Annotated in this window: 27 protein-coding genes; 17 read left to right on the forward strand and 10 right to left on the reverse strand. The window is 61.5% G+C overall.

Features of this window, described 5'->3' with window-relative positions; genetic code table 11:
* Positions 1 to 177: 177 nt before the first annotated feature.
* The 3 genes from GJR98_RS08185 (at position 178) to GJR98_RS08195 (ending at position 2,378) form a co-directional block, all read left to right on the forward strand.
* Positions 178 to 1,314, forward strand: a complete 1,137-nt coding sequence (locus GJR98_RS08185; protein WP_191965481.1) for a pyridoxal-phosphate-dependent aminotransferase family protein — start codon at positions 178 to 180, stop codon at positions 1,312 to 1,314.
* Between the two features lie 128 nt (positions 1,315 to 1,442).
* The gene (locus GJR98_RS08190) at positions 1,443 to 1,712 is read left to right on the forward strand and encodes a hypothetical protein (protein ID WP_151137219.1); all 270 of its coding nucleotides are present in this window, start codon (positions 1,443 to 1,445) and stop codon (positions 1,710 to 1,712) included.
* Between the two features lie 51 nt (positions 1,713 to 1,763).
* Entirely contained in the window at positions 1,764 to 2,378 is a 615-nt protein-coding gene (locus GJR98_RS08195) for a hypothetical protein (protein WP_151137221.1), read from the forward strand.
* Positions 2,379 to 2,404: 26 nt separating this feature from the next.
* Here GJR98_RS08195 and GJR98_RS08200 read toward each other — a convergent pair whose 3' ends face one another.
* Complete coding sequence (locus GJR98_RS08200; RefSeq protein ID WP_151137223.1) at positions 2,405 to 2,866, reverse strand: ester cyclase; 462 nt, start codon at positions 2,864 to 2,866, stop codon at positions 2,405 to 2,407.
* Positions 2,867 to 3,153: 287 nt separating this feature from the next.
* Between GJR98_RS08200 and hisD the strand changes: the two genes are divergently transcribed.
* From hisD to GJR98_RS08245, 9 genes are all read left to right on the forward strand, one after another.
* Positions 3,154 to 4,425, forward strand: coding sequence for a histidinol dehydrogenase (gene hisD, locus GJR98_RS08205; protein ID WP_191965482.1), 1,272 nt, complete (start codon positions 3,154 to 3,156; stop codon positions 4,423 to 4,425).
* A gap of 93 nt (positions 4,426 to 4,518) precedes the next feature.
* On the forward strand, positions 4,519 to 4,884 hold the full coding sequence (locus tag GJR98_RS08210) for a HesB/IscA family protein (protein WP_151137227.1): 366 nt from the start codon (positions 4,519 to 4,521) through the stop codon (positions 4,882 to 4,884).
* Between the two features lie 40 nt (positions 4,885 to 4,924).
* Complete coding sequence (locus tag GJR98_RS08215) at positions 4,925 to 5,173, forward strand: DUF5816 domain-containing protein (RefSeq protein WP_151137229.1); 249 nt, start codon at positions 4,925 to 4,927, stop codon at positions 5,171 to 5,173.
* 88 nt (positions 5,174 to 5,261) lie between these two features.
* Positions 5,262 to 5,606, forward strand: coding sequence for a DUF7116 family protein (locus GJR98_RS08220; protein ID WP_151137231.1), 345 nt, complete (start codon positions 5,262 to 5,264; stop codon positions 5,604 to 5,606).
* 44 nt (positions 5,607 to 5,650) lie between these two features.
* Positions 5,651 to 6,337 carry a hypothetical protein gene (locus GJR98_RS08225; protein WP_151137233.1) on the forward strand — a complete coding sequence of 229 codons (687 nt, stop codon included), beginning with the start codon at positions 5,651 to 5,653 and terminating at the stop codon, positions 6,335 to 6,337.
* Positions 6,334 to 6,990, forward strand: coding sequence for a hypothetical protein (locus GJR98_RS08230; protein ID WP_151137235.1), 657 nt, complete (start codon positions 6,334 to 6,336; stop codon positions 6,988 to 6,990). Before GJR98_RS08225 ends, GJR98_RS08230 begins: the two co-directional genes overlap by 4 nt.
* Positions 6,991 to 7,134: 144 nt before the next feature.
* Positions 7,135 to 7,347, forward strand: coding sequence for a dodecin (locus tag GJR98_RS08235; protein WP_151137237.1), 213 nt, complete (start codon positions 7,135 to 7,137; stop codon positions 7,345 to 7,347).
* Between the two features lie 117 nt (positions 7,348 to 7,464).
* Positions 7,465 to 8,844, forward strand: coding sequence for a bifunctional metallophosphatase/5'-nucleotidase (locus tag GJR98_RS08240; RefSeq protein ID WP_151137239.1), 1,380 nt, complete (start codon positions 7,465 to 7,467; stop codon positions 8,842 to 8,844).
* Positions 8,845 to 8,927: 83 nt separating this feature from the next.
* Complete coding sequence (locus GJR98_RS08245) at positions 8,928 to 9,335, forward strand: universal stress protein (RefSeq protein ID WP_151137241.1); 408 nt, start codon at positions 8,928 to 8,930, stop codon at positions 9,333 to 9,335.
* A 66-nt stretch (positions 9,336 to 9,401) separates the two neighbouring features.
* Here GJR98_RS08245 and GJR98_RS08250 read toward each other — a convergent pair whose 3' ends face one another.
* On the reverse strand, positions 9,402 to 10,496 hold the full coding sequence (locus tag GJR98_RS08250) for a CNNM domain-containing protein (protein ID WP_151137243.1): 1,095 nt from the start codon (positions 10,494 to 10,496) through the stop codon (positions 9,402 to 9,404).
* Positions 10,497 to 10,659: 163 nt separating this feature from the next.
* Between GJR98_RS08250 and GJR98_RS08255 the strand changes: the two genes are divergently transcribed.
* A complete protein-coding gene (locus tag GJR98_RS08255; protein ID WP_151137245.1) occupies positions 10,660 to 11,133 on the forward strand; it encodes an Lrp/AsnC family transcriptional regulator in 474 nt (157 codons plus the stop codon).
* An 88-nt stretch (positions 11,134 to 11,221) separates the two neighbouring features.
* On the opposite strand, the gene GJR98_RS08260 is transcribed toward GJR98_RS08255, so the two are convergent.
* Positions 11,222 to 12,283 carry a mechanosensitive ion channel family protein gene (locus tag GJR98_RS08260; protein ID WP_151137247.1) on the reverse strand — a complete coding sequence of 354 codons (1,062 nt, stop codon included), beginning with the start codon at positions 12,281 to 12,283 and terminating at the stop codon, positions 11,222 to 11,224.
* A gap of 197 nt (positions 12,284 to 12,480) precedes the next feature.
* Between GJR98_RS08260 and trmB the strand changes: the two genes are divergently transcribed.
* Positions 12,481 to 13,542, forward strand: coding sequence for an HTH-type sugar sensing transcriptional regulator TrmB (gene trmB, locus GJR98_RS08265; RefSeq protein ID WP_151137249.1), 1,062 nt, complete (start codon positions 12,481 to 12,483; stop codon positions 13,540 to 13,542).
* Positions 13,543 to 13,596: 54 nt separating this feature from the next.
* Here trmB and GJR98_RS08270 read toward each other — a convergent pair whose 3' ends face one another.
* From GJR98_RS08270 to GJR98_RS08300, 7 genes are all read right to left on the reverse strand, one after another.
* Positions 13,597 to 14,388 carry a hypothetical protein gene (locus tag GJR98_RS08270; RefSeq protein WP_151137251.1) on the reverse strand — a complete coding sequence of 264 codons (792 nt, stop codon included), beginning with the start codon at positions 14,386 to 14,388 and terminating at the stop codon, positions 13,597 to 13,599.
* Between the two features lie 42 nt (positions 14,389 to 14,430).
* Positions 14,431 to 15,519 carry a Gfo/Idh/MocA family protein gene (locus tag GJR98_RS08275; protein WP_151137253.1) on the reverse strand — a complete coding sequence of 363 codons (1,089 nt, stop codon included), beginning with the start codon at positions 15,517 to 15,519 and terminating at the stop codon, positions 14,431 to 14,433.
* A 133-nt stretch (positions 15,520 to 15,652) separates the two neighbouring features.
* Entirely contained in the window at positions 15,653 to 15,856 is a 204-nt protein-coding gene (locus GJR98_RS08280; protein ID WP_151137255.1) for a hypothetical protein, read from the reverse strand.
* Positions 15,857 to 15,909: 53 nt separating this feature from the next.
* A complete protein-coding gene (locus GJR98_RS08285; RefSeq protein ID WP_151137256.1) occupies positions 15,910 to 17,097 on the reverse strand; it encodes an ABC transporter ATP-binding protein in 1,188 nt (395 codons plus the stop codon).
* Positions 17,098 to 17,099: 2 nt separating this feature from the next.
* The gene (locus GJR98_RS08290) at positions 17,100 to 18,059 is read right to left on the reverse strand and encodes a carbohydrate ABC transporter permease (RefSeq protein WP_151137258.1); all 960 of its coding nucleotides are present in this window, start codon (positions 18,057 to 18,059) and stop codon (positions 17,100 to 17,102) included.
* Between the two features lies 1 nt (position 18,060).
* Positions 18,061 to 19,008 (reverse strand): carbohydrate ABC transporter permease, encoded by a 948-nt coding sequence (locus GJR98_RS08295; RefSeq protein ID WP_191965483.1) that lies wholly within the window; start codon positions 19,006 to 19,008, stop codon positions 18,061 to 18,063.
* A gap of 128 nt (positions 19,009 to 19,136) precedes the next feature.
* Entirely contained in the window at positions 19,137 to 20,678 is a 1,542-nt protein-coding gene (locus GJR98_RS08300; RefSeq protein ID WP_151137262.1) for a substrate-binding domain-containing protein, read from the reverse strand.
* A 546-nt stretch (positions 20,679 to 21,224) separates the two neighbouring features.
* Here GJR98_RS08300 and priS point away from each other — a divergent pair.
* The 3 genes from priS to bcp are packed head-to-tail and all read left to right on the forward strand — an operon-like array spanning position 21,225 to position 23,860.
* A complete protein-coding gene (priS, locus tag GJR98_RS08305) occupies positions 21,225 to 22,382 on the forward strand; it encodes a DNA primase small subunit PriS (protein ID WP_151137264.1) in 1,158 nt (385 codons plus the stop codon).
* A complete protein-coding gene (locus tag GJR98_RS08310; protein ID WP_151137266.1) occupies positions 22,379 to 23,365 on the forward strand; it encodes a DNA replication protein in 987 nt (328 codons plus the stop codon). The genes priS and GJR98_RS08310 overlap by 4 nt, the downstream gene beginning before the upstream one ends.
* 36 nt (positions 23,366 to 23,401) lie before the next feature.
* Positions 23,402 to 23,860 carry a thioredoxin-dependent thiol peroxidase gene (bcp, locus tag GJR98_RS08315; protein ID WP_151137268.1) on the forward strand — a complete coding sequence of 153 codons (459 nt, stop codon included), beginning with the start codon at positions 23,402 to 23,404 and terminating at the stop codon, positions 23,858 to 23,860.
* Positions 23,861 to 23,940 lie beyond the last annotated feature (80 nt).

Consider the following 23,940-nt stretch of genomic DNA (forward strand, 5'->3'; position numbering starts at 1 on the left):
TCGGCGGTCGAACGTCGCCGACGTCGTCACACGAGAAGTCCGCACGGACAGTTCGTGGGGAGTGGGCACACACGATTCAGTTTCCCTATGTTTTTTGCCTCGTAGAGAGGCACGTCATCATAGACCATGGCGAATGCACCAGATGTCGGCGAACTGACGCCACCGAACCGGACACTGATGGGCCCCGGACCGAGCGACGTACACCCGCGCGTACTCAAGGCGATGTCCACGCCGCTGGTCGGGCACCTCGACCCGTCGTTCATCGACATCATGAACGATGTTCAAGAGCTCATGCGCTACACCTTCCGGACCGACAACCAGTGGACGATTCCCGTCTCTGGTACCGGGTCGGCGTCGATGGAGGCGGCCATCGGCAACCTCGTCGAACCGGGTGACACCATGCTCGTCCCGACCAACGGCTACTTCGGCGGCCGCATGGAGTCGATGGCCGAACGCGCCGGCGGAAACGTCGTCCACGTCGACGCGCCGTGGGGCGAACCGCTCGACCCCGTAGACGTTCAGGAAGCGTTCGACGAGTACCAACCCGACGTGTTCGGATTCGTCCACGCCGAAACCTCGACCGGCGTCAAGCAGCCGAACGTCTCCGAACTGACGAGCATCGCTCACGACCACGACGCACTCGTCGTCGCCGACACCGTCACCTCGCTCGGTGGCGTCGAACTCGAAGTCGACGACTGGGGCATCGACGTGGCGTACTCTGGACCACAGAAGTGTCTCTCCTGCCCGCCGGGTGCGAGTCCGCTGACGCTCAACGACCGCGCGATGGACAAGGTGCTCTCGCGTGAGCACTCACCCCGTTCGTGGTATCTCGACCTCTCCTTGCTCGAAGGCTACTGGGGTGAGGAGCGCGCGTACCACCACACGGCACCCATCACGAACGTCTACGCGATTCGTGAGGCGCTCCGACTCGTCGCCGAAGAAGGAATAGAGAACCGCTGGGACCGCCATCTCGAGGTCGCCAGCGCCCTCAAAGCCGGTGTCGAAGCGATGGGTCTCGGTCTGAACCCCGAAGACGACTACTGGTTGCCGAGTCTCAACGCCGTCCTCGTCCCCGACGGCGTCGACGCGGGCGAAGCAATCTCGTACGTTCTCGAACACTACGACCTCGAAATCGCTGGTGGCCTCGGTGCGCTCGCCGGCGACATCTTCCGTATCGGGTGTATGGGCTACTCCGCCAAACCGAAGAACGTCTCGTTCCTCATGACTGCACTCGGTGAGGCACTCGAAGCGCAGGGCGCGGACGTCGACGTCGATGCCGGGTTCTCGGCGATGCGCGAGCAGCTGTCCCGATAACACGGATTGACTCGCGTCTAATCCGCGTTAATTCGGTTCAACGGACCGTAGGACCGGGACAAATCGAGTCACACAGTTTCCACCCTTCATCATCGTGGCGTCGTGAGTGGCGACCGGAGCGAATCACGATGAAGCTACACACAATCGTCGGCGTCGCACTCGCCGTCCTCGTCGCGACTGCGGGTGTGGCCGCCGCCACGCCAGGAGCGAGTGCGAGCGACTCTGACGCGAACCCGAAAAACCAGCAAGGCCCCCCGAGCGAGTTGCCCGCGGAGGTTCCCGATTTCGTGTCTGACATCCACGACACGGTTACTGACTTCCTCGACGACACACTCGACGGTGCGCTCGGTCCTGCCGTGAGCGAGCATGCGGGGTCACCATCGTCGGCCGGGAACTAAGCAGATGGCCAACAACTACACAGGGAACGGAGACGCATTGGTAGGTACAATATGAGACGGACAGTCCTCGTCGCAGCATCGATACTTGTCCTCGTCACGGCAGGTATCGGTCTCGCATTCGTAACCGGTGCTGGCCCGTTCGCTGGAGGGGCAGACACCGGAGACCAGACGACCGAGGACTTCCCCACGCAGACAGCGACACCGACGAGTGGCGATGGTGCTGGGGGCGGAAGCAGTGGGGGCGACAGTAGTGGAAGCGATGGCGGGAGCGACGATAGCGGAGACACGAACACGGCCGACCAGACGCAGGCCGCCTCGGGCCCACCGTTCGCCTTCACAATCGTCAGCATCGAAGAGTGCGGACAGACGTGTCGTGACGTGACGAGTAGACTGACGAACCAGCAAGAGGCAGATGCGACCGGTGTCACCGTCTACAGTCGTATCTTCGCAGGCAACAGCACGGCCTCCGAGGACGAGGTCTGGCGCGGAAGCGAAGCAGTTGGTAACCTCGACGCTGGTGAGTCGTACACAACCACGAGGAGAGTCCAACTTTCCTTCTCGGAGGCGTTCGCAGTGCAACAAGCGGACGGGTGGATTACGGTTCAGACGACCATCCAGACGGACCAGCGAACGCTGACGTACACGGAACGTCGAGACGTCATCTAAAAACGGGGGTTCGGTCTGCGATTCGTTCAGTCGTCGGCGGACGCGATTCCAGTCGGGTCTTCAGGCAGAACGCCGATTCTCTGGAGCAGTCCCAGTGAGTCCCACGTCGCCCAGCCTTCGACGATCTGTCCGTCCGTCACCCGCATCGACATGATGCCGGGAGTCTTCTCGTCGTCAGTCGGCGCGTTCCCCGTCGGCGGGATTCCGTAGAACTCTCCTTCGTGGGTCCCGCCGCCGCAGAATCCGAGCGTCACGATCTCGTCGTCCGCGTGGATATATTCGATATCCATCTCGTAGTCCGGGAACCCCGTCAAGACGTTCTGGATGAACAACTTCAGCCCATCTCTGTCGACGTCCGCCCCGGTCATGTCGAACCAGTGGCCGACGTAGTCGGGACTGAACAGTTCATCTATCGCGTCCATGTCGTGGCCGTTCCATACCTCCTCGACGAACCGTCGTGCGAGGGCTTCGTTTTCTCGTGCAGTCATCTGTGAGACCTCCACGAGAAAATTCACGATGTGACAGTTTTGTTACGACCAGTCTAGGGTTAGTTAACTAGCACTTTATGGCATCACAGTGGTATGATAGTCGACGACACACATAGTAGACCGCAGCATATTTTCTTGGCATCTGATACGTGTTCGAACAGGGCGAGGGCCCGAGCGTCGCACCCGCTGCAATTCGTGAGAGTCGACCATCGCATGCGAACGAGACACAGGCCGACCACCGCATCCGCAACGACTTTTCACGCCGACACCGAACGCCGGGTATGAACATCGAGGTTCGCGAACTGGCCGGTCTCGGCCCGGACGCCCGACGCGCCTTCTTCGAGCGCGACGCTGGCGTCGCCGAGGTACGGTCCGACGTGCGCGACATCGTCGAACGAGTCCACAGAGAAGGCGACGTCGCACTCCGAGAGTACTCCCGCGAGTTCGACGGCGTCGAAGTGGGGAACATCGACGTGAGTGACGCGGCAGAACGCGCCTACGACGAAATCGACGACGACGTCCGCGAGGCAATCGAGACTGCTGCGGCGAACATCCGCGAGTTCCACGAGCGACAGGTCCCCGAAGACTGGCGCGAAGACTTCGACGGGAGAGAACTCGGGCGTCGCTACCGACCGCTCGACCGCGTCGGCGTCTACGCACCCGGTGGAACCGCCGCGTACCCCTCGAGCGTCCTCATGGGCGTCATCCCCGCGAAGGTCGCTGGCGTCGAACACGTGGCCGTCGCCACGCCGCCTGCCGACCCGATGAACCCCGTCACGCTGGCCGCGATGCACGTCGCCGGTGCCGATGCGGTGTACTCCGTCGGCGGCGCACAGGGAATCGCCGCCCTCGCCTACGGAACCGAGACGGTCAAAGCCGTCCAGAAAATCGTCGGCCCCGGAAACAAGTGGGTGACCGCCGCGAAGGCCGAAGTCCGCGGTGACGTGGATATCGACTTCCTCGCTGGTCCCTCGGAGATTCTCGTCGTCGCCGACGAGACGGCAGACCCGCGATTCGTCGCGGCCGACCTCGTCGCACAGGCCGAACACGACCCGAACGCCTCCGTCGTCGCCGTCACCGACGACGCGGACCTCGCAGACGCCATCGTCGCCGAAGTCGAACGACAGGCCGCCGAGCGCGAGCGCACAGAGACCATCGAAGCGGCACTCGAAAACGACGCGTCGGGTGTGCTCCTCGCACGGTCGATGTCCGAGGCAGTTCTCTTCGCCGAGGAGTACGCCGCAGAGCACCTGTCGATTCAGGCCGACGACGACGAAGCGCTGCTCGACCGCATCGACTCGGCAGGGAGCGTCTTCCTCGGTCCGTACACACCCGTCGCAGCCGGTGACTACGCCTCCGGCACGAACCACGTTCTCCCGACTGGCGCGGGCGCGAAGCGACAGGGTGGCCTCTCGGTCGACCACTTCGTCCGTTCGACGACCGTCCAGCGACTCGACCGCGACGCCCTCTCGGACCTCTCGGAGACCATCACGACGCTCGCAGAAGCGGAGGGACTGGACGCACACGCACAGAGCGTCCGCGAGCGATTCGACGAGTAGTGAGTCACTTCCACGAGTAGGGACGTCGTACCGGGACAAACACACCTTGCTCCCGGCGCCACAGTTAACCGTTCCCACAGTATATCGGGTAGTATGAGCACAGAATCCGCGACCGGAAGCGGCGACGGGGCTGTTACGGTCACGCCCGCTGCCGCGGAGGAAGCCATCTCGCTCCTCGAAGGAGAGTCGATGGACACCGACGTTGCCGGTCTCCGCCTGTTCGTCCAACAGGGTGGGTGTGCTGGCCTCTCCTACGGGATGCGATTCGATACAGAACCGGAAGACGACGACACGGTCGTCGAACAACACGGGCTTCGTGTGTTCGTCGACCCTGCGAGTATCAACTACATCGGCGGGTCCACGCTCGCGTTCGAAGGTGGCCTGCAAGGCGCAGGCTTCCACGTCGAGAACCCGAACGCGACGAGTAGTTGCGGATGTGGTGAGTCCTTCCGGACGTAGGGCCCGACTTCTTAAGCCACTCGCCCGCGAATCGAGGTACATGACCGACTTACAATCACAGACAGTCGCCAGTGGAAAGACCGTCTACGTCGCCCGCGACGAGGTCGAACGCGGGTCGAAAGGACCGTTTTACGTCGTGTACGCCACTGACGACGCCGAGAACCGATGGGGCTACCTCTGTGGCAACTGTGACTCGTTCAACACTGCGATGGACACGATGGGTCGCATCGAGTGCAACGAGTGTGGAAACGTCCGAAAACCCGACGAGTGGGACGCCGCTCACGAGTAGAGAACTCACTTCGAACACACATTCAGTTTCGAGTGGTACTGGTTACCGTGGCAAGCTTTATCACGAGAGCTAGTGTAGATAGAGTTGCATGGCCCAGGCTTCGATGCCCCCTGTTCAGGAGGCTCGGTCGATATTCGGCCGGCTGGGGTACACCGTCTCGGGGGACGGAACCCAAATGCTAGCCGAACACAAGTGGCGTACGGTCCAAGTGACCGCACTGAGTTCGCGAGAAGCGTCTGAGTGCCGACCGGTACTTACAGACGGCGGCGACGACACAGGCTATCGTCTTCGCTGCTTCGTGACGTGGGACGACCACATCGAGACGCTCAAAGAGCGACTTCTCGGTGTCGACCTCCCGTACGAGTGGGCCATTATTGGTGTGTCGAACAGTGGTGGGGACGACTACGAAGTCGTCCGCGGCGCGAACACGTAGACTCGCGCCCAAACGTTTTCTCAACCCATCCCTAACGGGTGGGTATGCCGCAGACCACGCAGTCGGGGCTCCGTCGATTCGTTCGTAGTAAACGGCTCAATGCGGCCCTCGCGTGGCTATTCGTTGGATTCCTCGCTGCCGTCGCTACCGGCAGCGTCGTTGCGAACGGAGACCTCGTCTGGGGTGGGTTCGCCGGAATCGTCGCCATCTTGACTGTCGTTCCGGCACTCGCGTTCCGCGACGCACAGGCGATGCTCCCGTGGGAAGTCGTCGCACTCGCGTCCTTCCCGCTCGTCGCTCGCGTGCTCGTTCGAGGGCAAACGATCGGCGGGCTGACGTTCTCGGGACGTGTCTCGACGTATCTGGCAGTCGCCGCAGTCGCGCTCATCATCGCCGTGGAGTTGGACGTGTTCACGCCCGTTCGGATGAACCACTCGTTCGCCGTCTTCTTCGTCGTCATCGCCACGATGGCCGCCGCTGGGGTCTGGGCCGTCGTCCAGTGGTTGTCAGACCTCTATCTCGGGACGCGCCTCCTGTTGAACGGCCGGCCAGAGGAGGTCATCGAGACGGCACTGATGTGGGACTTCGTGGCCGCAACGGTCGCCGGCCTCGTGGCGGGTCTCGTATTCGAGTACTACTTCCGCCGTCGTGCTGAGCCAAAACAGCGCCTCCCCACCGAGGTGGTCGAAGCAGCGGAGATTGTCGACCCGAAGGGAGGTGGGTCTCGATGAAAATCCGCGCTCGCCTGCGCATCGGCGCACGTCGCCAACAACAACTCGCGCGAGCGATGCAACTGATTCTCATCGGCCTCATCTTCATCGGCCTCGACCGCAGAAACCTCGGAATCGTCGTGAACGCGTCGGTCGGCCTCGGTGTGACCTACCTGCCGGCGATACTCGAACGCGACTACCGAATCCCGATGGACGCCGGGTTGACGCTCTGGATATCCGCTGCAGCGTTTCTCCACGCACTCGGAACGGTCGGCATCCCCGGCTCCGAGACGAGCTTCTACGCCGGTGTCTGGTGGTGGGACCACCTCACGCACGCACTCTCGTCGTCTGTCGTCGCTGCCGCAGGGTACGCGACGATTCGGGCAGTCGACCAGCACACCAGTGCAATCTTCCTCCCCGGTCGGTTCATGTTCGTCTTCATCTTGCTGTTCGTCCTCGCGTTCGGCGTCTTCTGGGAGGTCATCGAGTTCGCAATCTCGCGGGTCGCCGCCCTCGCCGGCACGGGGTCGGTGTTGACCCAGTACGGCCTCGAAGATACGCTCCTGGACCTCGTGTTCGACACGGTCGGTGGACTGATAGTCGCCATCTGGGGAACGGCACACCTGACCGACGTAGTCGGTGCTATTCGGTCCCGACTGGACAACACGGCGTGACGCGGACGCGACTCGTCTCGGTCGCTGCACGCTCGACAGTCGGGTGAGTCTGCGTCGTCGCTCGCCACTCACGAAAATCGGGATGCCGTATCGTGACACATCGGGGACGATTATTTGTGATAGTACGACGAATAGTCTGCCGAGATGGTGTTCAAGAAAATCACCCTCATCGGTCGGAGTAACGAGAGTTTCGACGCAGCAGTCGACGACGCAATCGACCGAGCAGAGGAGACGCTCGCCGGTGTCAAGTGGGTCGAAGTGAAAGAACTCGGGGTAGAACTGGCGTCCGTCGAGACCCGAGAGTACCAAGCAGAAGTCGAAGTCGCATTCGAACTGCAGGCCAAAGCAGACGAGTAATCGGCCACACCGAGAGGGACGTCGAGAGCCGGGTCGGCGGACACTCCGGCCCAGTCCCGCGTTGCGACCTGTCCCGACGGCTTCTTGTTCGACCGCGCCCCCACATTCGAGAAGCGAATGCCTCGGCTCCTCCACTACTCTGATATCGAGAACGTCTTCGACGACCCCGAACGTGCGGGCCGTCTCGCCGGTTGCGTCACCGTCCTCGACGACGACGACACGGTGGTCGTCGGAACGGGCGACAACACCTCTCCGGGCGTCCTGTCGCTCGTCGAACGCGGCGGACAGGCACTCGATTTCTACGACGCCGTCGACGCCGACCTCGAGACGTTCGGCAACCACGACTTCGACTACGGTGCGACTCGAACCCGAGAACTCGTCGCCGCGAGTCGTCCCACTTGGGTCTCCAGCAACGTCCGTGACGAGGCGGGCGAGCGATTCGCCGCCGCCGAAGGCGCGGTCCCGTGGACGACCCGGGACGTAGACGGGATGACACTCGGTTTTTTCGGTGTCACCGACCCCGCGACGGGGTCCATCAACCCCGAGGCGGTCGGACTCACGTTCGACGACCCGTACGAGGCAGCGAACGAGGCCATCACCGCGCTCCGCGAGAACGGTGCCGACGTGGTCGTCGCACTCTCACACCTCGGAAGCGGAGACGACGACCTCGTCCGCCGGTGCGACGTCGACCTCGTCCTCGGCGGCCACGTCCACGCCGAACGCGACGACGTGGTCGACGGTGTCCCAATCGTTCGACCCGGTGCCAACGGCCACGTCGTCTGGGAGGTGCGAATCGACGCAGAGCGAATCGAGACGGTCCGACATCGGACCGCCGAGTACCGACCGGACGAGTCGTTCGTCGCGGCGCTCAACGGGCGTGTCGACGCCGCTGGACTGGACGAGGTCCTCTGCCGAATCGACCGCCCGATGGACCGCTCTGAAGAGACAGTGGCCGCCGGCGAGTGCCGTGTCGGCAACGCCATCGCCGACGCCTATCGGTGGGCCACCGGCGCCGACGTTGGCCTGCAAAACAGCGGTGGAATCCGCTCTGGTCCACCCGTTGGCCCCGAGATAACACACGCAGACCTGGTGAGTCTCGTTCCCTTCGAAGAGCACATCGTCGTCGCCGAGGTGACCGGAACGGAACTCCTCGCGGTGTTCAACGCTGCCCGTGGTGCTACGATGGGGTTCGGGAAACCCGACTGGTGGCACGCACACGTCAGCGGTGCTCGACTCGTCTGGGACGACGACCGCGACGAAGTCGTCGAGGCGACAGTTGCAGGTGAGCCAATCGACCCAGAGGCGACGTATACGCTCGCCACCAGCGACTACGTGCTCCACAGCACACAGGAGTTCCCAGCGCTCACGCAGGCCCACCGCGCCGGCGAGTTCGAGATTCAACACGAGGCACTCGCACGGTACGCCCGCGAAGTCGGCTTCGACGCAGCGGTGGAGGGACGAATCGAGCGTCGGTCCACCGCAGCAGCGGAGGACTGACCGATGTCCCGTGACTACTGTGACGCCGGCCACTCCGTCCAAGAGGGAAAGGTTGACGCACACCCAGTGAGTGGGTGGCGAATATGACACGGGTCGTGGTCCCGGTTCGGTATCCGCTCTCCAGACACTCGCGGGCGACGCTCGAAGAGGCAGTCCGCATCGCGAGGGAACGCGACGCGGAGTTGACGGTCCTCCACGTCGACCTCTACCAGTCGAATCGCGGTGTCACGCGGACCGACCTCAAGCGTGCGGTCGAGCGCGAGTTTGGTCCACTCACACGCGCACGGTACGTCGTCCGGAAAGGATTCCTCGTCGAAGAGACCATCCTCGAAGAGGTGGCCGCCGAAGAGGCCGATATCGTCGTCATCGGGTCGAAGCAAGCGAGTCGCTGGCGGCGGATGCTCCGACGGTTCCTCGACGACCCGGACATCGACATGTTCCTCCGGGAGAAACTCGACGCGACGGTCATCACCGTCCGCGCCGACCACTAGTCAGCGGAACGGACACCGAACGGTCCGGTCTCGATAGTGTTCGAACTGTGAGTTCGTCACAGGGCTCTAGTTTACTGCTGTCTGATTACCCGAAAGGTTACTCGTCGTACTCGAATCTAAGGGGTCTTCCAGTTCACCCATGACCGCTTCGAGCGCGTCGGTCGCAGTGAGTAATCCAACGACATCCCCGTCAGAGAGGACGAGGGCTAGCTCCTGTCGTTCGGCCTGGAAGCGGTCGATTGCGTCGCTGACGGTGGTGTCTGCCGACATCGTCATCGGCGGTGCTGCAATCTCTTCGAACGTCGCGTCTCCATCCCGCAACGCGTCCATCTTATCGACCACCTGCGGGACGTAGACGATGCCCACCACTTCCTCGGGTGTGGACCCGATGAGTGGGTAGCGGGTATGTGGTGTCTCGGACACACGTTCGAGATTCTCTTCGATGGAAACCTCAGTCGAGAGGAACACGACATCTGACTCGGCGACCATCACGTTCCGAATCTCGATAGTCCCCGCCTCCAGTGCGTTCAACACCTCGTCGTGCCGCTCGCCTTCTATCTCTCCGCGCTCCAGAAGAGAACTCAACCGGTTTCGCAGTTGGCTCCGGGATTCGATAGCGTCCTGTTCTGCTTCGAGCCACGCGCCGGACATCTCGATTCCGAACAGTCGGAGCGTCCACTTTGCGACCCAGTCACCGAGCTTGATGAGTGGGGAGATGGCCACGTAGAACCAGTGGAGAGGGGCTGCTCCGTACCTGCAGACCAACCGAGAGCGTTCGACGCCGAGATACGTCGGCGTCTGCTCGCCGTGGGTCAGGTGGATGAGGTTGATGATGAAGTACGCGATGAGCGCCCCGGCACCGATTCTCGCGAGCGGTGTTCCGCCGAAGATAGGCTCGAATATCGCGGCGAGTGCCGGTTCGGCGACAATCCCAACTGCGATACTCGACGCGGTGATTCCGACCTGACACGTCGTCAGGTACAGTTCGAGGTCGTTGGTCATCTTCCACGCCCGTTCCAGTTTCGAGTCACCGTCGACGAAGTCGCCTTCGGTAAATTGACGAGCGCGTGTCAACGCGAACTCGATGGCGACGAAGAAGCCATTTGCGAGGATGAGCAAAACGCCTGCGAACAAGCGAATCCCAATCTCGGCTGGGTTCATTGGTGGTAGCGCTACATCTTTGTGTTCGACACAGGAGTATGTGTCGGATTGTCCGAGAATTTAAATACGTTATTGTGGAAAACGCAGAACCACACGGCGGCGATGTCGTTTCGACACTTCTGTGGCCACGTTTTTAACTGGGTCATCCAAAACATATTGCCAAATGGCGACTCGAGAGTTAGACGACCTCGACCGACGCATTCTGTACCACCTCCAGCTGGAAGCCCGTCACACGTCTTCGAGCGACATCGCAGATGCGCTCGACGTCTCTGCGAGTACGATTCGAAATCGGATTCAGCGACTCGAGGCGGATGGTGTGGTTCGAGGCTACCACGCCGACGTCGATTACGAGACGGCAGGGTATCAGCTGTTCACGCAAATCGTCTGTACGGCCCCGATTCCGACGCGCGGAACGCTTGCAGAGGCGGCAGCCGATGTAGACGGTGTCGTCGAAGTTCAAGAGGTAATGACCGGAGAGGCCAACGTACTCGTTCGAGCTGTGGGTGTCGATGGCGACGACCTGACACGCATCGGTGAGGAGTTGGACGAACTCGGTCTCAAGGTTTCTGACGAGGACTTGATTCGGAGCACTCACCGCAGTTCGTATTCGCGGTTTGGAGAGTCGGACGAGACGTAATTCGAGCGAGACTTGGTGATATTTTCCCCTCCGTAGTCAGCACGCGATACAACCCACGGTTCGAGGCGCAAAGCGTACTCAGCGAAACCTACTCATTGCCACGGTCAGCATCGGTCATGTCACCTCGACCAGACGGCGGCGACGCAACTGTGTGCCGCACGCGGTCGTCGTCGCCAGAGACCTGAAGCGACCCACTCGTCTCGTCGAAGACGAGGTGCGTGTGTGGGTACGCGAACTCGACGTTCGCATCCGACTGTTCGAGCAGATTCCACAGACGTGTCTGTACGTCCGACTGGATGCGTGGCATCTTGTACGGTTTCATCGCCCAGTAGCGAAGTCGCAAGAGGACGCCGTTGTCGGCGTAGGAGGCGATGTACGCGGTCGGTTTCGCCGGGTAGCGGGCGCTCCCGACACGAATGTCCGGCCCACCTTCGATGACCTGGTCGGTGTCGCGAGCAGCGATTTCTATCAACTCGCGCGCCCGTTCCAAATCCGACTCGTAAGTGACGAGCACGTCGAGTGTCATCCGCGTCCGCTCGTCTTCGGCCGAGTAGTTGATGACGTCGCGGTTACGGATGCTCCCGTTCGGGATGACGAGGAAGGTGTTGTCGAGTGTGAACATCTTCGTGTAGCTCAGATTAATCTCGTCGATGAACCCGCGGGTTCCGTCGTCCAACTCTATCATGTCCCCAATCTCGTAGGGTTGGTCCACGATGACGAACACACCGTTGATGATACTCCCGACGATTGGTGCGAGGACGATACCGAGGACGGCCGAAAACACCGTCACAGACAGGACGATGTTCCCGATTTTGAAGCCGAGAAGGTTCGCGGCGAACGCAATTCCGGCGAGGACGATAGACAGACGGACGATGCGGAGGACGGTCTGTGCGACACTCTGTCGGGTGAACTGCCGCGCCACTGGGCGGCCCAGCAGTCGGACGGCGTACTTCGAGACGACGACCGTCAAGACGAGAACGATGAATGCCGCCACGTACTGCCAGCCGGGGAACAACAGGTAGTCCGGGACGAACGCCGGTGCCGTCACGAGTCCGGACTGGAGTGGAGCGAAGACGGTCTCTCGTCCCGCCATCGGGCGTAGACTCCCGACACGAACTACTGCGTCGGCAACGCCGTCGACTCCGTGCATGGAAATCGCAACGCAGAGTGACGAAAAAAGGGTTGTCACTTTCGAGGTGTAAGACCCGAAGTGAACGACCCCCCGACTCACAGAAGACCGACCGGTGGCGGGCATGTCGGAGTGAAGACGTTACCACCTATTTTCGGAATTCGGTGCTACTCGGATATCAGTAAATGACTTAGGTGATGCCTGTATACCTCACGAACATGGCTGATGAACTGCGGCTTACGATGGAGCGCGTCGGCGAGCGCTTTAGTCTCGGCGAGTACGAGATAGACGCGTATCTGGCCGTCCTCGAACACGGGCAGTTGACTGCGAGCGAAATCGCAGACCGAACGAGCATCCCGCAACCGCGGGTGTACGACACGGTTCGAAGTCTCTCTGACCGTGGCCTCGTGGAACTCCGCGAGTCGCGGCCGATGAAAATCGTCGCGGTCGACCCCGAAGACGCGTTCTCGAACGTCCAGTCGTCGCTCGACGAACTCATCGAGGAACTCGAAGCGCGCTACACCGCGCCTGCTCGTGACACCGAAGCAGTCTCGCTCGTCAAGTCGCGGTCGACGATTCTCCGGTACATCGAAGAGATCATCGAGTCCGCAGAGTACGAACTCATCCTGTCGCTGACGCCCGACCTGCTTCGGCGCTTCCGCGACGACCTCGCGGCGGCCGTCGACAGCGGCATCAGCATCGACCTCTTGATTACGCCCGCCTCTCGCGCGCCCGACCCGGACGAGTTCAACTATCTCGACGTGGCGACCATCGCTCGCGCCCGTCGCGGTATCACCTCGCCGGTGCTCGCAGTCGCCGACGGTGAGTACTCCATCTACGCGACGCAAGACGCCCTCCGCGACGACCGCGACCGCTACGGCGTCATCTTCAACCGCTCGGCACTCGGGTTCCTCGTCAGCGGGTTCTTCGGAACGGTCCTCTGGTCCACTGCCGAGACTATCGTCGCCAACGGGAAGCGTCGCCCCTTCCCGCGTCGCTACGCCTCGATTCGCCGTGCCGTCAAGGATATCCGCGAGATAGAAGGAGACTTCTACGCCTCTGTCTCCGGTCGCGACATCGAGACGGGAGACGCCATCGTCGTCGAAGGTCGTGTCATCGAAACCGCGTTCGAAGACACCGAAGAAGTCGCCTCGCTCCACATCGAGACCGACGAAGGCGTCGTCGAAGTCGGTGGCCTCGTCGCTGCACTCGAAGACATCGAAGGACAAGAGATTCTGCTCGGGCTCGACGAAGTTCCAGACCGCGACCAGTTCAACTGAAGCGGGGGAAAACCCCCAAATCGCTCGCTGACTGCGTTCGTTTTTCGACGTCTCTTATTCGTCGCCGAACTCGTAGACGACTGCGCCGCACTCGGCACAGCCGAGGACCTCGTGTTCCGGAGAGTCGTAGATGCCCGCAGTGCCACCACAGCAATTGCGCACCGTCGTCTCTTCGACGACGCCGCCACAACTCGGACAGACTTCGGTGAACATCCGGAGTGGTTCGGTCGCAGAGAGTGCGACCATGGGGTCGACGGAGCGTTCGACGACCGTGTAGAGCGTTGCAACGTCGGCGATTGCCTGTGGGCGAGAAATCCAGACGGACATCGACGGCCCGTCGATGGAGATGCCGTCGAACTCAGGAGCGACTTCTGCGTCGAACGGGAGCGCGGTGGCGACGGCTTCCGCCAGTTCATCGTCCGAGGCCTTCCGCAGCGTCGCCATCGTCGACTCCCACTCCTCGCGCGCGTCGTCCGCGAGGAACAGTCCGTCGGGCTCTTCGACCAGCACACCGGCATCGAGGAGCGTCGACAGCATCACCTCGGGTTCGACGTTGGCGTCGAGTGTGTCCGACTGGCGGGGTTCGCCGTCATCGTGTTCGAAGACACCGCTGAGTCCAACGGCCGCGACGAGTCGTGGGGCGAACGACGGCGTGCCGGGGACGACGTAGCCACGGAGGTAGACGAGGAGCGCTCCGATGGCGAGGACGACGAATCCCGCAGGAAGCCACAGAACGCCGAGTGCGAATCCGACGATGGCGACGAACGCGGCATTCACAGCTGTACAGGGGAGACACCGATTCTCACCGGTGTGCTCGGGGCGTCTCAGTGAATCGATGACAGACATGAGTGGAAAATTGGGTGTGGGGGTGTTTCGCTGTTTGGGTCGTCAGTTCGCTGGTGGTGTCTCGACGGCGTCGAGGCGGACCGCGTGGCCTTCCTCAGACGACCGGTAGATGGCGTCGATGACACGCTGGACTGCGAGCCCCTCTTCGACCGTGTTGCGGCCGGGGTGTTCGCCAGCGGCGACCGATTCGACGAACAGTTTCTGTTCGGACTTGTGCGTGTCGTTGGTCTGTGTCTCGACGTTGGCCGTGGTAAGGTGGTTGCTCCCACCGAGGCCACCGTCGTAGAACTGCAGTTCGTGGCTTGCACGGTCGAAACGCGCGCCGCCTTCGGTTCCGCGGAGGAAGAACTCGTCGTTGGTCGGGCGGTTCGTCGCCCACGCGACTTCGAGCGAGATGGTCGTTCCCTCGGCGGTTCGGATGAAGGCGCTGGCGGAGTCGTCGACGTCGAACGCCTCCGGTCCGATGTCGTCACCCCACATCTCGACGAACGTGTAGTCGTCTCTGTCACCGAACTCCGAGCGAGTTACGCCGGAGACTTCGACGACGTCTGGGAAGTCGAGGAAGTAGAGCGCGAGGTCGATCGCGTGGACACCGATGTCGATGAGAGCGCCACCGCCGGCGATATCCTTCGAGGTAAACCACGAGCCACGTCCGGGGATGCCGCGCCGTCGAACGTAGTTGGCTTCGACGTGAGTGACGTCACCGAGGCGACCCGCCTCGTAGTGGTGACGAATGACTTCGACAGGGTTCGCAAATCGGTTGTTGAAGCCGACCATGCAGAAGCCCTCGGCTTGTCTTGCTGCATCGGCGATTCGCTCGGCAGATTCGAGCGAGTGCGCGAGCGGTTTTTCGAGAAGCACGTCGAGGCCAGCGTCGAGTGCGGCGACCGCGTACTCCTCGTGGAAGCGGTTCGGCGTCGTGATGATGACGGCGTCGACTTCGTCGAAGAGTTCGTCTTTATCCTCGTACGTGTTGACGTCGTACTTCTCTGCGAAGTGCCGACGTGCGTCTGCCTGAATGTCGAGGCCGCCAACGAGGGTCGCGCCGATGTCGACGAGGCGGTCTGCGTGGTGGTGCCCGATGTTTCCGAGTCCGACGATACCAACTCGGACCGATGAACCTGTACTCATGAATCGATTATTAACTACTGCTGGTGTTAAGTTTCACGTTCTTTGGGCTGATTTACCAGAACCGACAGCAAGCGGACGGGAGAAGAGTGCCAACTGACGACTGAGACTGAGACTGAGACGATGACTGTTCGTCTCAGTAGAGTTGCTCTTCGCGCTCTTTCCGTTCTTGTTCGCGGCGTTCTTCTTCTTTGAGTCGCCGACGGCCACGAAGGTACTGCCGCCCTTTCGGGATGAACTTGTTCTTCACGTCGAGCAGGAACGAGACGATGCCGTAGGCCCAGAAGAAGAACAGAATCGTCATCCCGCCGAGATAGAACCAGCCGAGTTCGTTGACCATGGATGTGTGATACGTCCTCGGTCGGATAAACGTTGTGTGGGAGCGTCGAGGCTTCAGTCGTCGCTTTCGGCTTCCGTGCCGGTTGGCCCACCCGCTTTGACGGCGCTTTCGATACCGTGGCTGATTGCCTCACCCGTCTCCGTGTCGAAGAGGTGGACTCTCGAGCGGTCGAGGACCACCGAGACGTCCGTGTCTTCTTCGATGACGGTGTCGGGTGCGACACTCATCAGCAGTTGGTCGTTCATCGCGATGGTGTCCTCGTCGAGGTGCGCTTCCGCATCTTCTTCGAGTTTCAGGTAGACGAAGATTTCGTCACCCATCGGTTCGAGAACGTCCGTAATCGCTTCGATCTCGTGGCTCGGGTTCGTCACGAGATGTTCGTCTTCGACGAGGTAGACGTCCTCGGGACGGATACCCAGCGTGACCTCTCGTCCGACCTCGATACCGAGGTCTGCGGGGTCGAATTCGATGTCGATGTTGGTCGACTCGAAGCCAGATTCCGTGACGTCACCGTCGAGGAAGTTCATCGACGGCGACCCGATGAAGCCAGCGACGAACAGGTTCGCCGGTTCGTTGTAGCAGACCAACGGCGGGTCGATCTGCTGGAGTTGACCGGAGTCGATGACTGCGATGCGGTCGGACATCGTCATCGCCTCTGCCTGGTCGTGGGTGACGTAGATGATGGTCGTGTCCAGTTCCTTGTGGAGGCGCTGGAGTTCCGTCCGCATGTGGACGCGAAGCTTCGCGTCGAGGTTTGCGAGCGGTTCGTCCATCAGGAAGACACCGGGGTTCCGGACGATTGCACGGGCGATCGCGACGCGCTGTCGCTGTCCACCGGACATCTCGTCGGGCATGCGCTCGAGCATGCCTTCGAGTTGCACGACGTCTGCAGCACGGTTGACGCGGCGTTCGATTTCTTCTTTGTCGTAGTTACGGAGTCGAAGGCCGAACGAGATGTTGTCGTACACGTCCATGTGCGGGAACAGCGCGATGTTCTGGAACACCATCGCCACCCCACGGTCCTTCGGCGGGAGGTTCGTGACCTCGCGGTCACCGATGAAGACCTTCCCCTCCGAGGGGATGGTCAGTCCCGCAATCATCTCCATCGTCGTCGACTTCCCGCATCCGGACGGACCGACGAGACAGATGAATTCGCCGTCCTGGATGTCGAGGTTCATGTCGTCGACAGCCGTTACATCGTCGTAGTGCTTGCTTACGTGTTCGAGTTTGACGTCTCCCATGGTTACTCCTTCAGTGCTCCTGCAGTTAGTCCGCTGACGATACGTTCCTGTGCGATTATGACAAGGATGGCCACGGGTAAGACCCCCACGATGGAAGCGGCGGCCATCAGGTTGTACGGCGTGTCGAACTGGCCTTGATATTTCAGGATACCAGCGACGATTGGTGCCCACGAGGAGGCCTCACCGTTGTTCATCAGGAACGAGAAGAAGAACTCGTTGTACACAGCGATGAACGTGAGGACTCCTGCGGTCGCGACACCGGGTGCTGACAGCGGCACGATGACGCGGAAGAGCGCCCCGAGCCGTGTCGTTCCTTCGACCCGCGCTGCATCCTCCAGTCCGTCGGGAATCTGCCCGTAGAACGTCGTGAGGATGAAGATGGACAGCGGGAGCAGCAACGCACTGAACGGGAACACCATCGGTGCCGGCGTGTTGAACAGGTCCGGCGACGAGATGGTGATTGCGCCCAGGCTAATCGCTGTGTTCCCGGTGAACAGTTCGAACAGCGGGATGAGGAACGCTGCCGGCGGGAAGTACGAGATTGCGAGGATGCCGAGCATCAACGCTCCCTTCCCGCGGAAGCGGAGGCGCCCGAAGACGTACCCCGCGAGACTCGCGAGGAGCAACACGATAATCGTCGTCGTGATGCCCAACACGAAGCTGTTGAACATGTACAAGTGGAACGGCACGCGCTCGAACATCTCGATGAACACCGCCGGGTTGAACCCTTTCGGGAGCAGCCCCATGTTGGTGATGAGACGGTTCGGCGTGAGCGCGATGACCAAGAGCCAGTAGAACGGGAACAGCGTCGTGACCAAGAAGAACACCGTCGCGACGTAGAACATCGCTCGGTACACTCTGTCGGGGTTCTTAATCGCCTTGTTGACCCAGCGGCCGAACGGCCCGCGCTTCATCTCAGCGTCGTCGGAACCGAGGTTGATTCCTGAGTTTTCGTTAGACATCTTAGAGCCCCTCGCTGGCGAAGTTGTAGATGTACACGGAGACCACGAGCGCGATGATCGCTGCGGTGACGAATGCCACCGTCGCGGAGGTCCCGTACAGCGGTGCGTTGAACGTACTGACGACGAGACAGGAGAGCGACGGCACGGTCTGACACCCTGCCATCGTCTCGATGATACCGTAGACGCGCATCGCGTCGATGGTGCGGAACAGCATCGCGACCAGCACCGTCGGCAGGATGAGCGGTAACGTAATCATCCTGAACTGCTGCCAGCGGGATGCGCCGGCGACTTTCGCGACGTCGTACAGCGAGCGGTCGATACTCTGCATCCCTGCGAGGATGAGCAGCGCCATGAACGCCGAAGTCTTCCAGACGTCGGCCACGATGATGAGGAACAGCGAGTCTGCGGTGTCGCGCAGTGGCGTCGTTCCGATGAGACCGAGTTGGTTCAGCAGCGCCGGGTTTTCCGTCGTTCCGATGAGGAACCCGATGTTCGGCTGGAACATCAGATACCAGATCATCCCCTGAATGACGATGGGAACGGCCCACGGGATGATGATAGCGACGCGGACCCATCGCCGACCACGGAAGTCCTGGTCTAAGATGAGTGCCTGACCGAAGCCGATGAGTGTTTCGAAGAGCACACTGAAGACGGTGAAGATGAGCGTCACCATCAGCGCACTCGAGTAGATGTCTGTTACGAACGGGAATTCTGTCGTGAAGGTCGGAAGGAAGGCCGACGGAAGCGCGAAGTCTCGCGCGCCAGTGAAGAGGTCGATGTAGTTCTGCAGCCCAACGAACTCACCCAGTCGTGCAGACCCCGTTAGCTGGTCGGCGAACAGCGACATGCTGAACGTCGTCGCTAGCGGGTACACTGCGATTACCCCCAAAAGGATGAGTGCGGGCGTTAGAAGCAGGTACGCGAACTGCGTCTCGGACAGATTCTCCATCCAGTTGACGGCAGACGCGTACGGACCGCTCCGTCGGGACTCAGAGAGTGCCTCCCCCGATTTTTGCTCTGTTGCCATGACAATTAATAACGATTGTGGGTGGTGTTACGTCTTACCCAACGACGGAGTTACGAGGCGCTCTGCTCGATCTGTTCGAGCTGGTTTGCGAGGTCCGACATCGCCTGTTCGGGCGACTTCTCCTGGGCCATCGCGTTGTTGACTTCCTGAGAGACCTTCCCGGACTGCTGGGGCCACACGACGGTGACCGGACGCGGAATCGCGTTCTCGCCAGCAACCTTCAGGGCGTCGAGGTACCGACCGATGACCGGCACCTGTTGTGCGCGGTCGGAGTCGAGCGTCGCGGGACGCGGCGGAATCCACCCACCGATTTCGAACATGTCGAGCTGGAACTGCTCTTCCTGCATGGCCTTGAACACCTGCACAGCGGCCTGCTTCTTCTCGTCCGGTGCGTTCGGGTTCAGCGTCAGGTGCCAGCCACCGAGGGCTGCGACGGGGCCACCAGTGCCTTCGTACTGAGCTTCGTCCGGCGTGACACCGTACGGAATCGGCATGACACCGAGGTCTTCGCCGAAGACGTCGTCGGCACCGTTGATGTTGATCGAGTACGGCCAGTTGCGGTGCATGATTGCGTTGCCACCGGTGAACGGCTTGCGCGACGGCTCCTCGGTCCACTGCAGGACGGCCTCGGGCGAGATGTTACCCGTGATGCCGTCGAGAGCGTGTTCGTCGTCCTCGCCGTGGATGAGCGTGCGGACCATCCGGATGGCGTTGAGGACGGGTTCTTCTTCGACCGTAATCGGTCGGTCACCGACGGGGCCGAAGAGGTTCTCGCGGCCACCGAAGTAGGCGCCACCGTACGAGGTCATGAACTCGTTGAAGTCACAGCACGAGAGACCCTCGTAGACGTTCGCCTGGAAGGTAAAGCCGTACTCGATGTCGGAGTTCGCTTCCATGGCTTCCTTCGTAATCGCCGAGAACTCTTCCCAGGACATGGACTCGGTCGCCCACGTCTCGAAGTCCTCGTCGGTGTAGCCTGCGTTGCGGAGCAGGTCCTTGCGGTACTGCATCGTCGGGAAGTCAGGGAACAGCGGCTGACCGTACAGGTCGCCGTTCGCGCCCTTCGCCGTGGCGACGCTCGCACCGAAGTACTGGTCCTCGATGGTCGAAATCATCTCGGACGGGAGCGACTGCGACAGGTTTTGGATCTGGTTACGCGCGATGAACGGAACCGTCCACCCACTGTCCATCATGAGGAGCGTTGGTTCTTCGCGGCCACCGTTCAGCCACTGCTGGTACTGCGCCTGACGGTTGTCGGTAACCTGCGAACCTGCGATGAGTTCGACAGTGATGTTGTCTGGGAGACCAGCGTCAGAAAGTGCCTGACGGATTTCGTCCGCGCTGTCTGCCATACGCGTGTCTGCGGCCCACTGAAGCGTGATGTCCTCAGTCGGTGCTTCGGTGTTGATCGGGGTGTCGGTGTCTCCACCGTCGCCGCCGTCTCCACCGTCTCCACCGGAGTCACCATCGCCGCCGCCGGTGCTAATACAGCCCGCGAGTCCAACTGCGACGCCCGATGCGCCTGCAGCCTTCACGAAGCTGCGTCGTGAGACGCCATTCCGCTTGCCCTTGCGTGATTCAGCATCAACCATTACAGTTTGTACTCTACATTTAGTGATTATTTATAGTTTGGGTGCCGGCTACTACCGCTGTTGTAGTAAACCGCTTGTCAATAGTGCTGCCACTCCGGAAGCCTCCCCGTCTTGCAACTTCGACGACTACAGAGTCATTTCGGAGTATTGAAACTTAATCTTTGCCCGGGTCCGGGGCCTGCGGTGTCTACAACGCCGCACGAGTTTACTCCTGTTGACTGCCAGGTTACGCTCGACCGAATCGAGGTCGTCGCCGAGCGTGGTTCAGTCGGCGACGACACGGTGTACGTCGATGTTCGAGTTGTTGGGACTCGGGTTGTTCGAGCCGTTTGGGCTCACCTATTTTGGACTCTAAATGGTTCACACGCGTGCCCGCGAGGAAAGCGGTACCCAAGGCCGTCGTCGACCATCACCACGTGTGAGGGTCAGTTTACGTGTGAGAGTCAGTTTGTGTGTCCACGGTGAGAATAGTAGACCGTTGAGAGGTCCACTTCTGAACGCGTAGAGACGTAATCGCTTTACCCCCGCCTCTGGAATCCGAGGTGTATGGATGGGCGCACTCGCGAGTACCTCGAAGGTCGCTTCGGAGATTACTACCGAAGCACCGACATCCCCCTTCCGCCCGCCCCGAGCGAACGGGAGTGGGGCGTCATCCCGTGGTCTGCCGGCGGGACACGGATGCACCGCCACCAGTCGTTACTCGACCTGGGAGACCTCAGTGACTACCTCGCACGCACCGCGCCCCGGCACGTGTACTTCTCGTCCGCCCGCTTTGCCGACCCCGGCGCGGCCTCGATGGACGACAAGGAGTGGCGCGAGGCCGACCTCGTGTTCGACATCGACGCGGACCACCTCCCCGGTGTCGACCCCGAGACGACCGCCTACCCGGACATGCTCGAAGCGGGCAAGCAAGCACTGCTGGACCTCCTCGACATCCTCGAAGACGACTTCGCCTTCGACGAGATGCAGGCAGTGTTCTCCGGCGGTCGCGGCTACCACGTCCACGTCCGCGACGAGTCGATTCGCGGCCTCGACAGCGAAGCACGCCGCGAAGTCGTCGACTACATTCGCGCAATCGACCTCGACGTCGACGGCCTCATCGAGACGCGCCAGCACGGGACGACGACTCGTCGCGTTCTCCGAACTGAGGGTGGGTGGGGGCGGCGCACCCACCAGCGCCTCCTCCGGTTCGTCGACGGGCTGATGGACCTCGAAGAAGAGGCGGCCCTCGAACGACTGAAAGAACTCGACGGCATCGGTGACGGGCGAGCGAAGACCATCCTCGGTGCGTTCCAGAACAACCCCGATGCCATCCGCGAGGGGAACGTCGAGGCGGGTGGCCCCGGCGTCCGGACACTGGTCGAAGCACTCGCACAGGAGACCATCACCGACGAGACGTCGCCAATCGACGAACCCGTGACCACGGACACGAAGCGCCTGATTCGATTACCGAAGAGTATCCACGGTGGGTCTGGCCTCGTCGTCGAACCGCTCGACCGCGACGAAATCGAGGCGTTCGACCCACTCGTCGACGCCGTTCCCGACCGCTTCCGGGGACGCGACATCACTGTCAGAGTCACCGACCCCGGTGAGGTGAGGTTCGATGACGATACCTTTACACTTCAGTCGGGCGTCCACTCAGTACGCGAAAGCCTCGGGGTGTTTCTCATGGCCCGCGGTCGAGCAGAGAAGGTGTCAGAATGAACGTAGACGACCTCAGGAGTGTGCTGCGGACGGAGCGACAGAAAGATAGCTTGCAGCAGCTCCGCGAGTCGTTCTACGACGACGTCGCGGAGTTCATCGCCGAACAGAAGGCGATGCGCAATCGCAAGGCCGAGGAGCTCGGCACCCACTACTCGTCGGAGATTCGTCGTATCACCGACGAAATCGAGACTGCCGAAGAGGTCGTCACCTCGATTTACGAACGGCGTGTCGGCAAAGTCGTCAAAGCCGCCAGTTTCGCGGCCGCTGGGATGTCCTCGACCACGGAAGGACTGACCCACGAAGAAAAACGTCTCTTCGACGACCTGGTCGCCCGCATCGAGGAGAATCGGACGAACGTCCTCTCGACGCTCGAAGACGTGGGTGCCGACGACGCGACGGGCACTGCTGGTGCCGCAGGGGCAGTCTCTCCCGACACACCGAGTGCACGAGAGGCCGAGCCAGCGTCCACCGAAACTGCCTCACCGGGCCCGGCGGTTCCACCGGACGAACCCGACCCGGAGATTGGTGTTCCCGAAACCGAAGACGCGGGAGACGTGCTCGCGGACGCGATGGGTGGCAGTTCGAACGACTCGTCGCCGACAGACGACGAGCAGTCAGCCACGACGCACGAGCAGCCGACCGGACCAGACGAACAGTCGGCCGGACAAGACGCCAAGTCGGCCACGAGCGACGACACGTCCAGCACCGACCGCCCTGTCGACGAAGCGGCGGCAGTTATCGGCGACGACACAGCACCGGCGGCCGACCCGTCGACCGAAGAGCGCGCTGCGTCGGCCCCCGACGACGACCCGCTTTCCGGCCTCGTGGACGAACGCGAGACGGTTCGTATTACCGCCGACGTAGGCACCATCTTCGGCGTCGACGAACGCGAGTACGACCTCGCAGAAGAAGACGTGGTGACGCTCCCGTCGGCCAACGCGGGCCCACTCGTCGAACGCGGTGCCGCAGAGAGACTCGAGTAAGAAACACCCTTCTGCTCGCCGTCCGAAGCGAGTGATATGCTCGCAATCGGCGACGATGCCCCCGACTTCGAACTCACCGACCAGCACGGCGACTCCGTCTCACTCTCTGACTTCCGCGGCGAGCACGTCGTGGTCTACTTCTACCCCCGAGCGGACACGCCGGGCTGTACCACCGAAGCCTGTGGGTTCCGTGATTCGTGGGACGAGTTCACTGCCCGTGACGTGACCGTCCTCGGCATCAGCGACGACCCCGTCTCGGACCTCGACTCGTTCGCCGAGAAGTACGACCTTCCGTTCTCACTCCTCTCAGACGAGGACGGTTCCGTCTCGACGAAGTACGACTCCTACGGCGAGAAGAACATGTTCGGAAAGACCTTCGACGGAGTGTTCCGCAACACGTACGTCATCGGCCCCGGTGGAACCATAGAACACGTTTACGAAGGCGTCTCTCCCGAGGGACACGCCGAAGCAATCCTCACAGATATCGAGGCCTGAGGTATCGAACAGGAGGGTTTTGACCAGCAGCGTGGCCGCTGGTCGAGAGACAACTACACACCGAGTACCATCTTTACAAT

Origin of the sequence: Haloferax marinisediminis (assembly GCF_009674585.1) — an archaeon.
GTDB classification, from domain to species: domain Archaea; phylum Halobacteriota; class Halobacteria; order Halobacteriales; family Haloferacaceae; genus Haloferax; species Haloferax marinisediminis.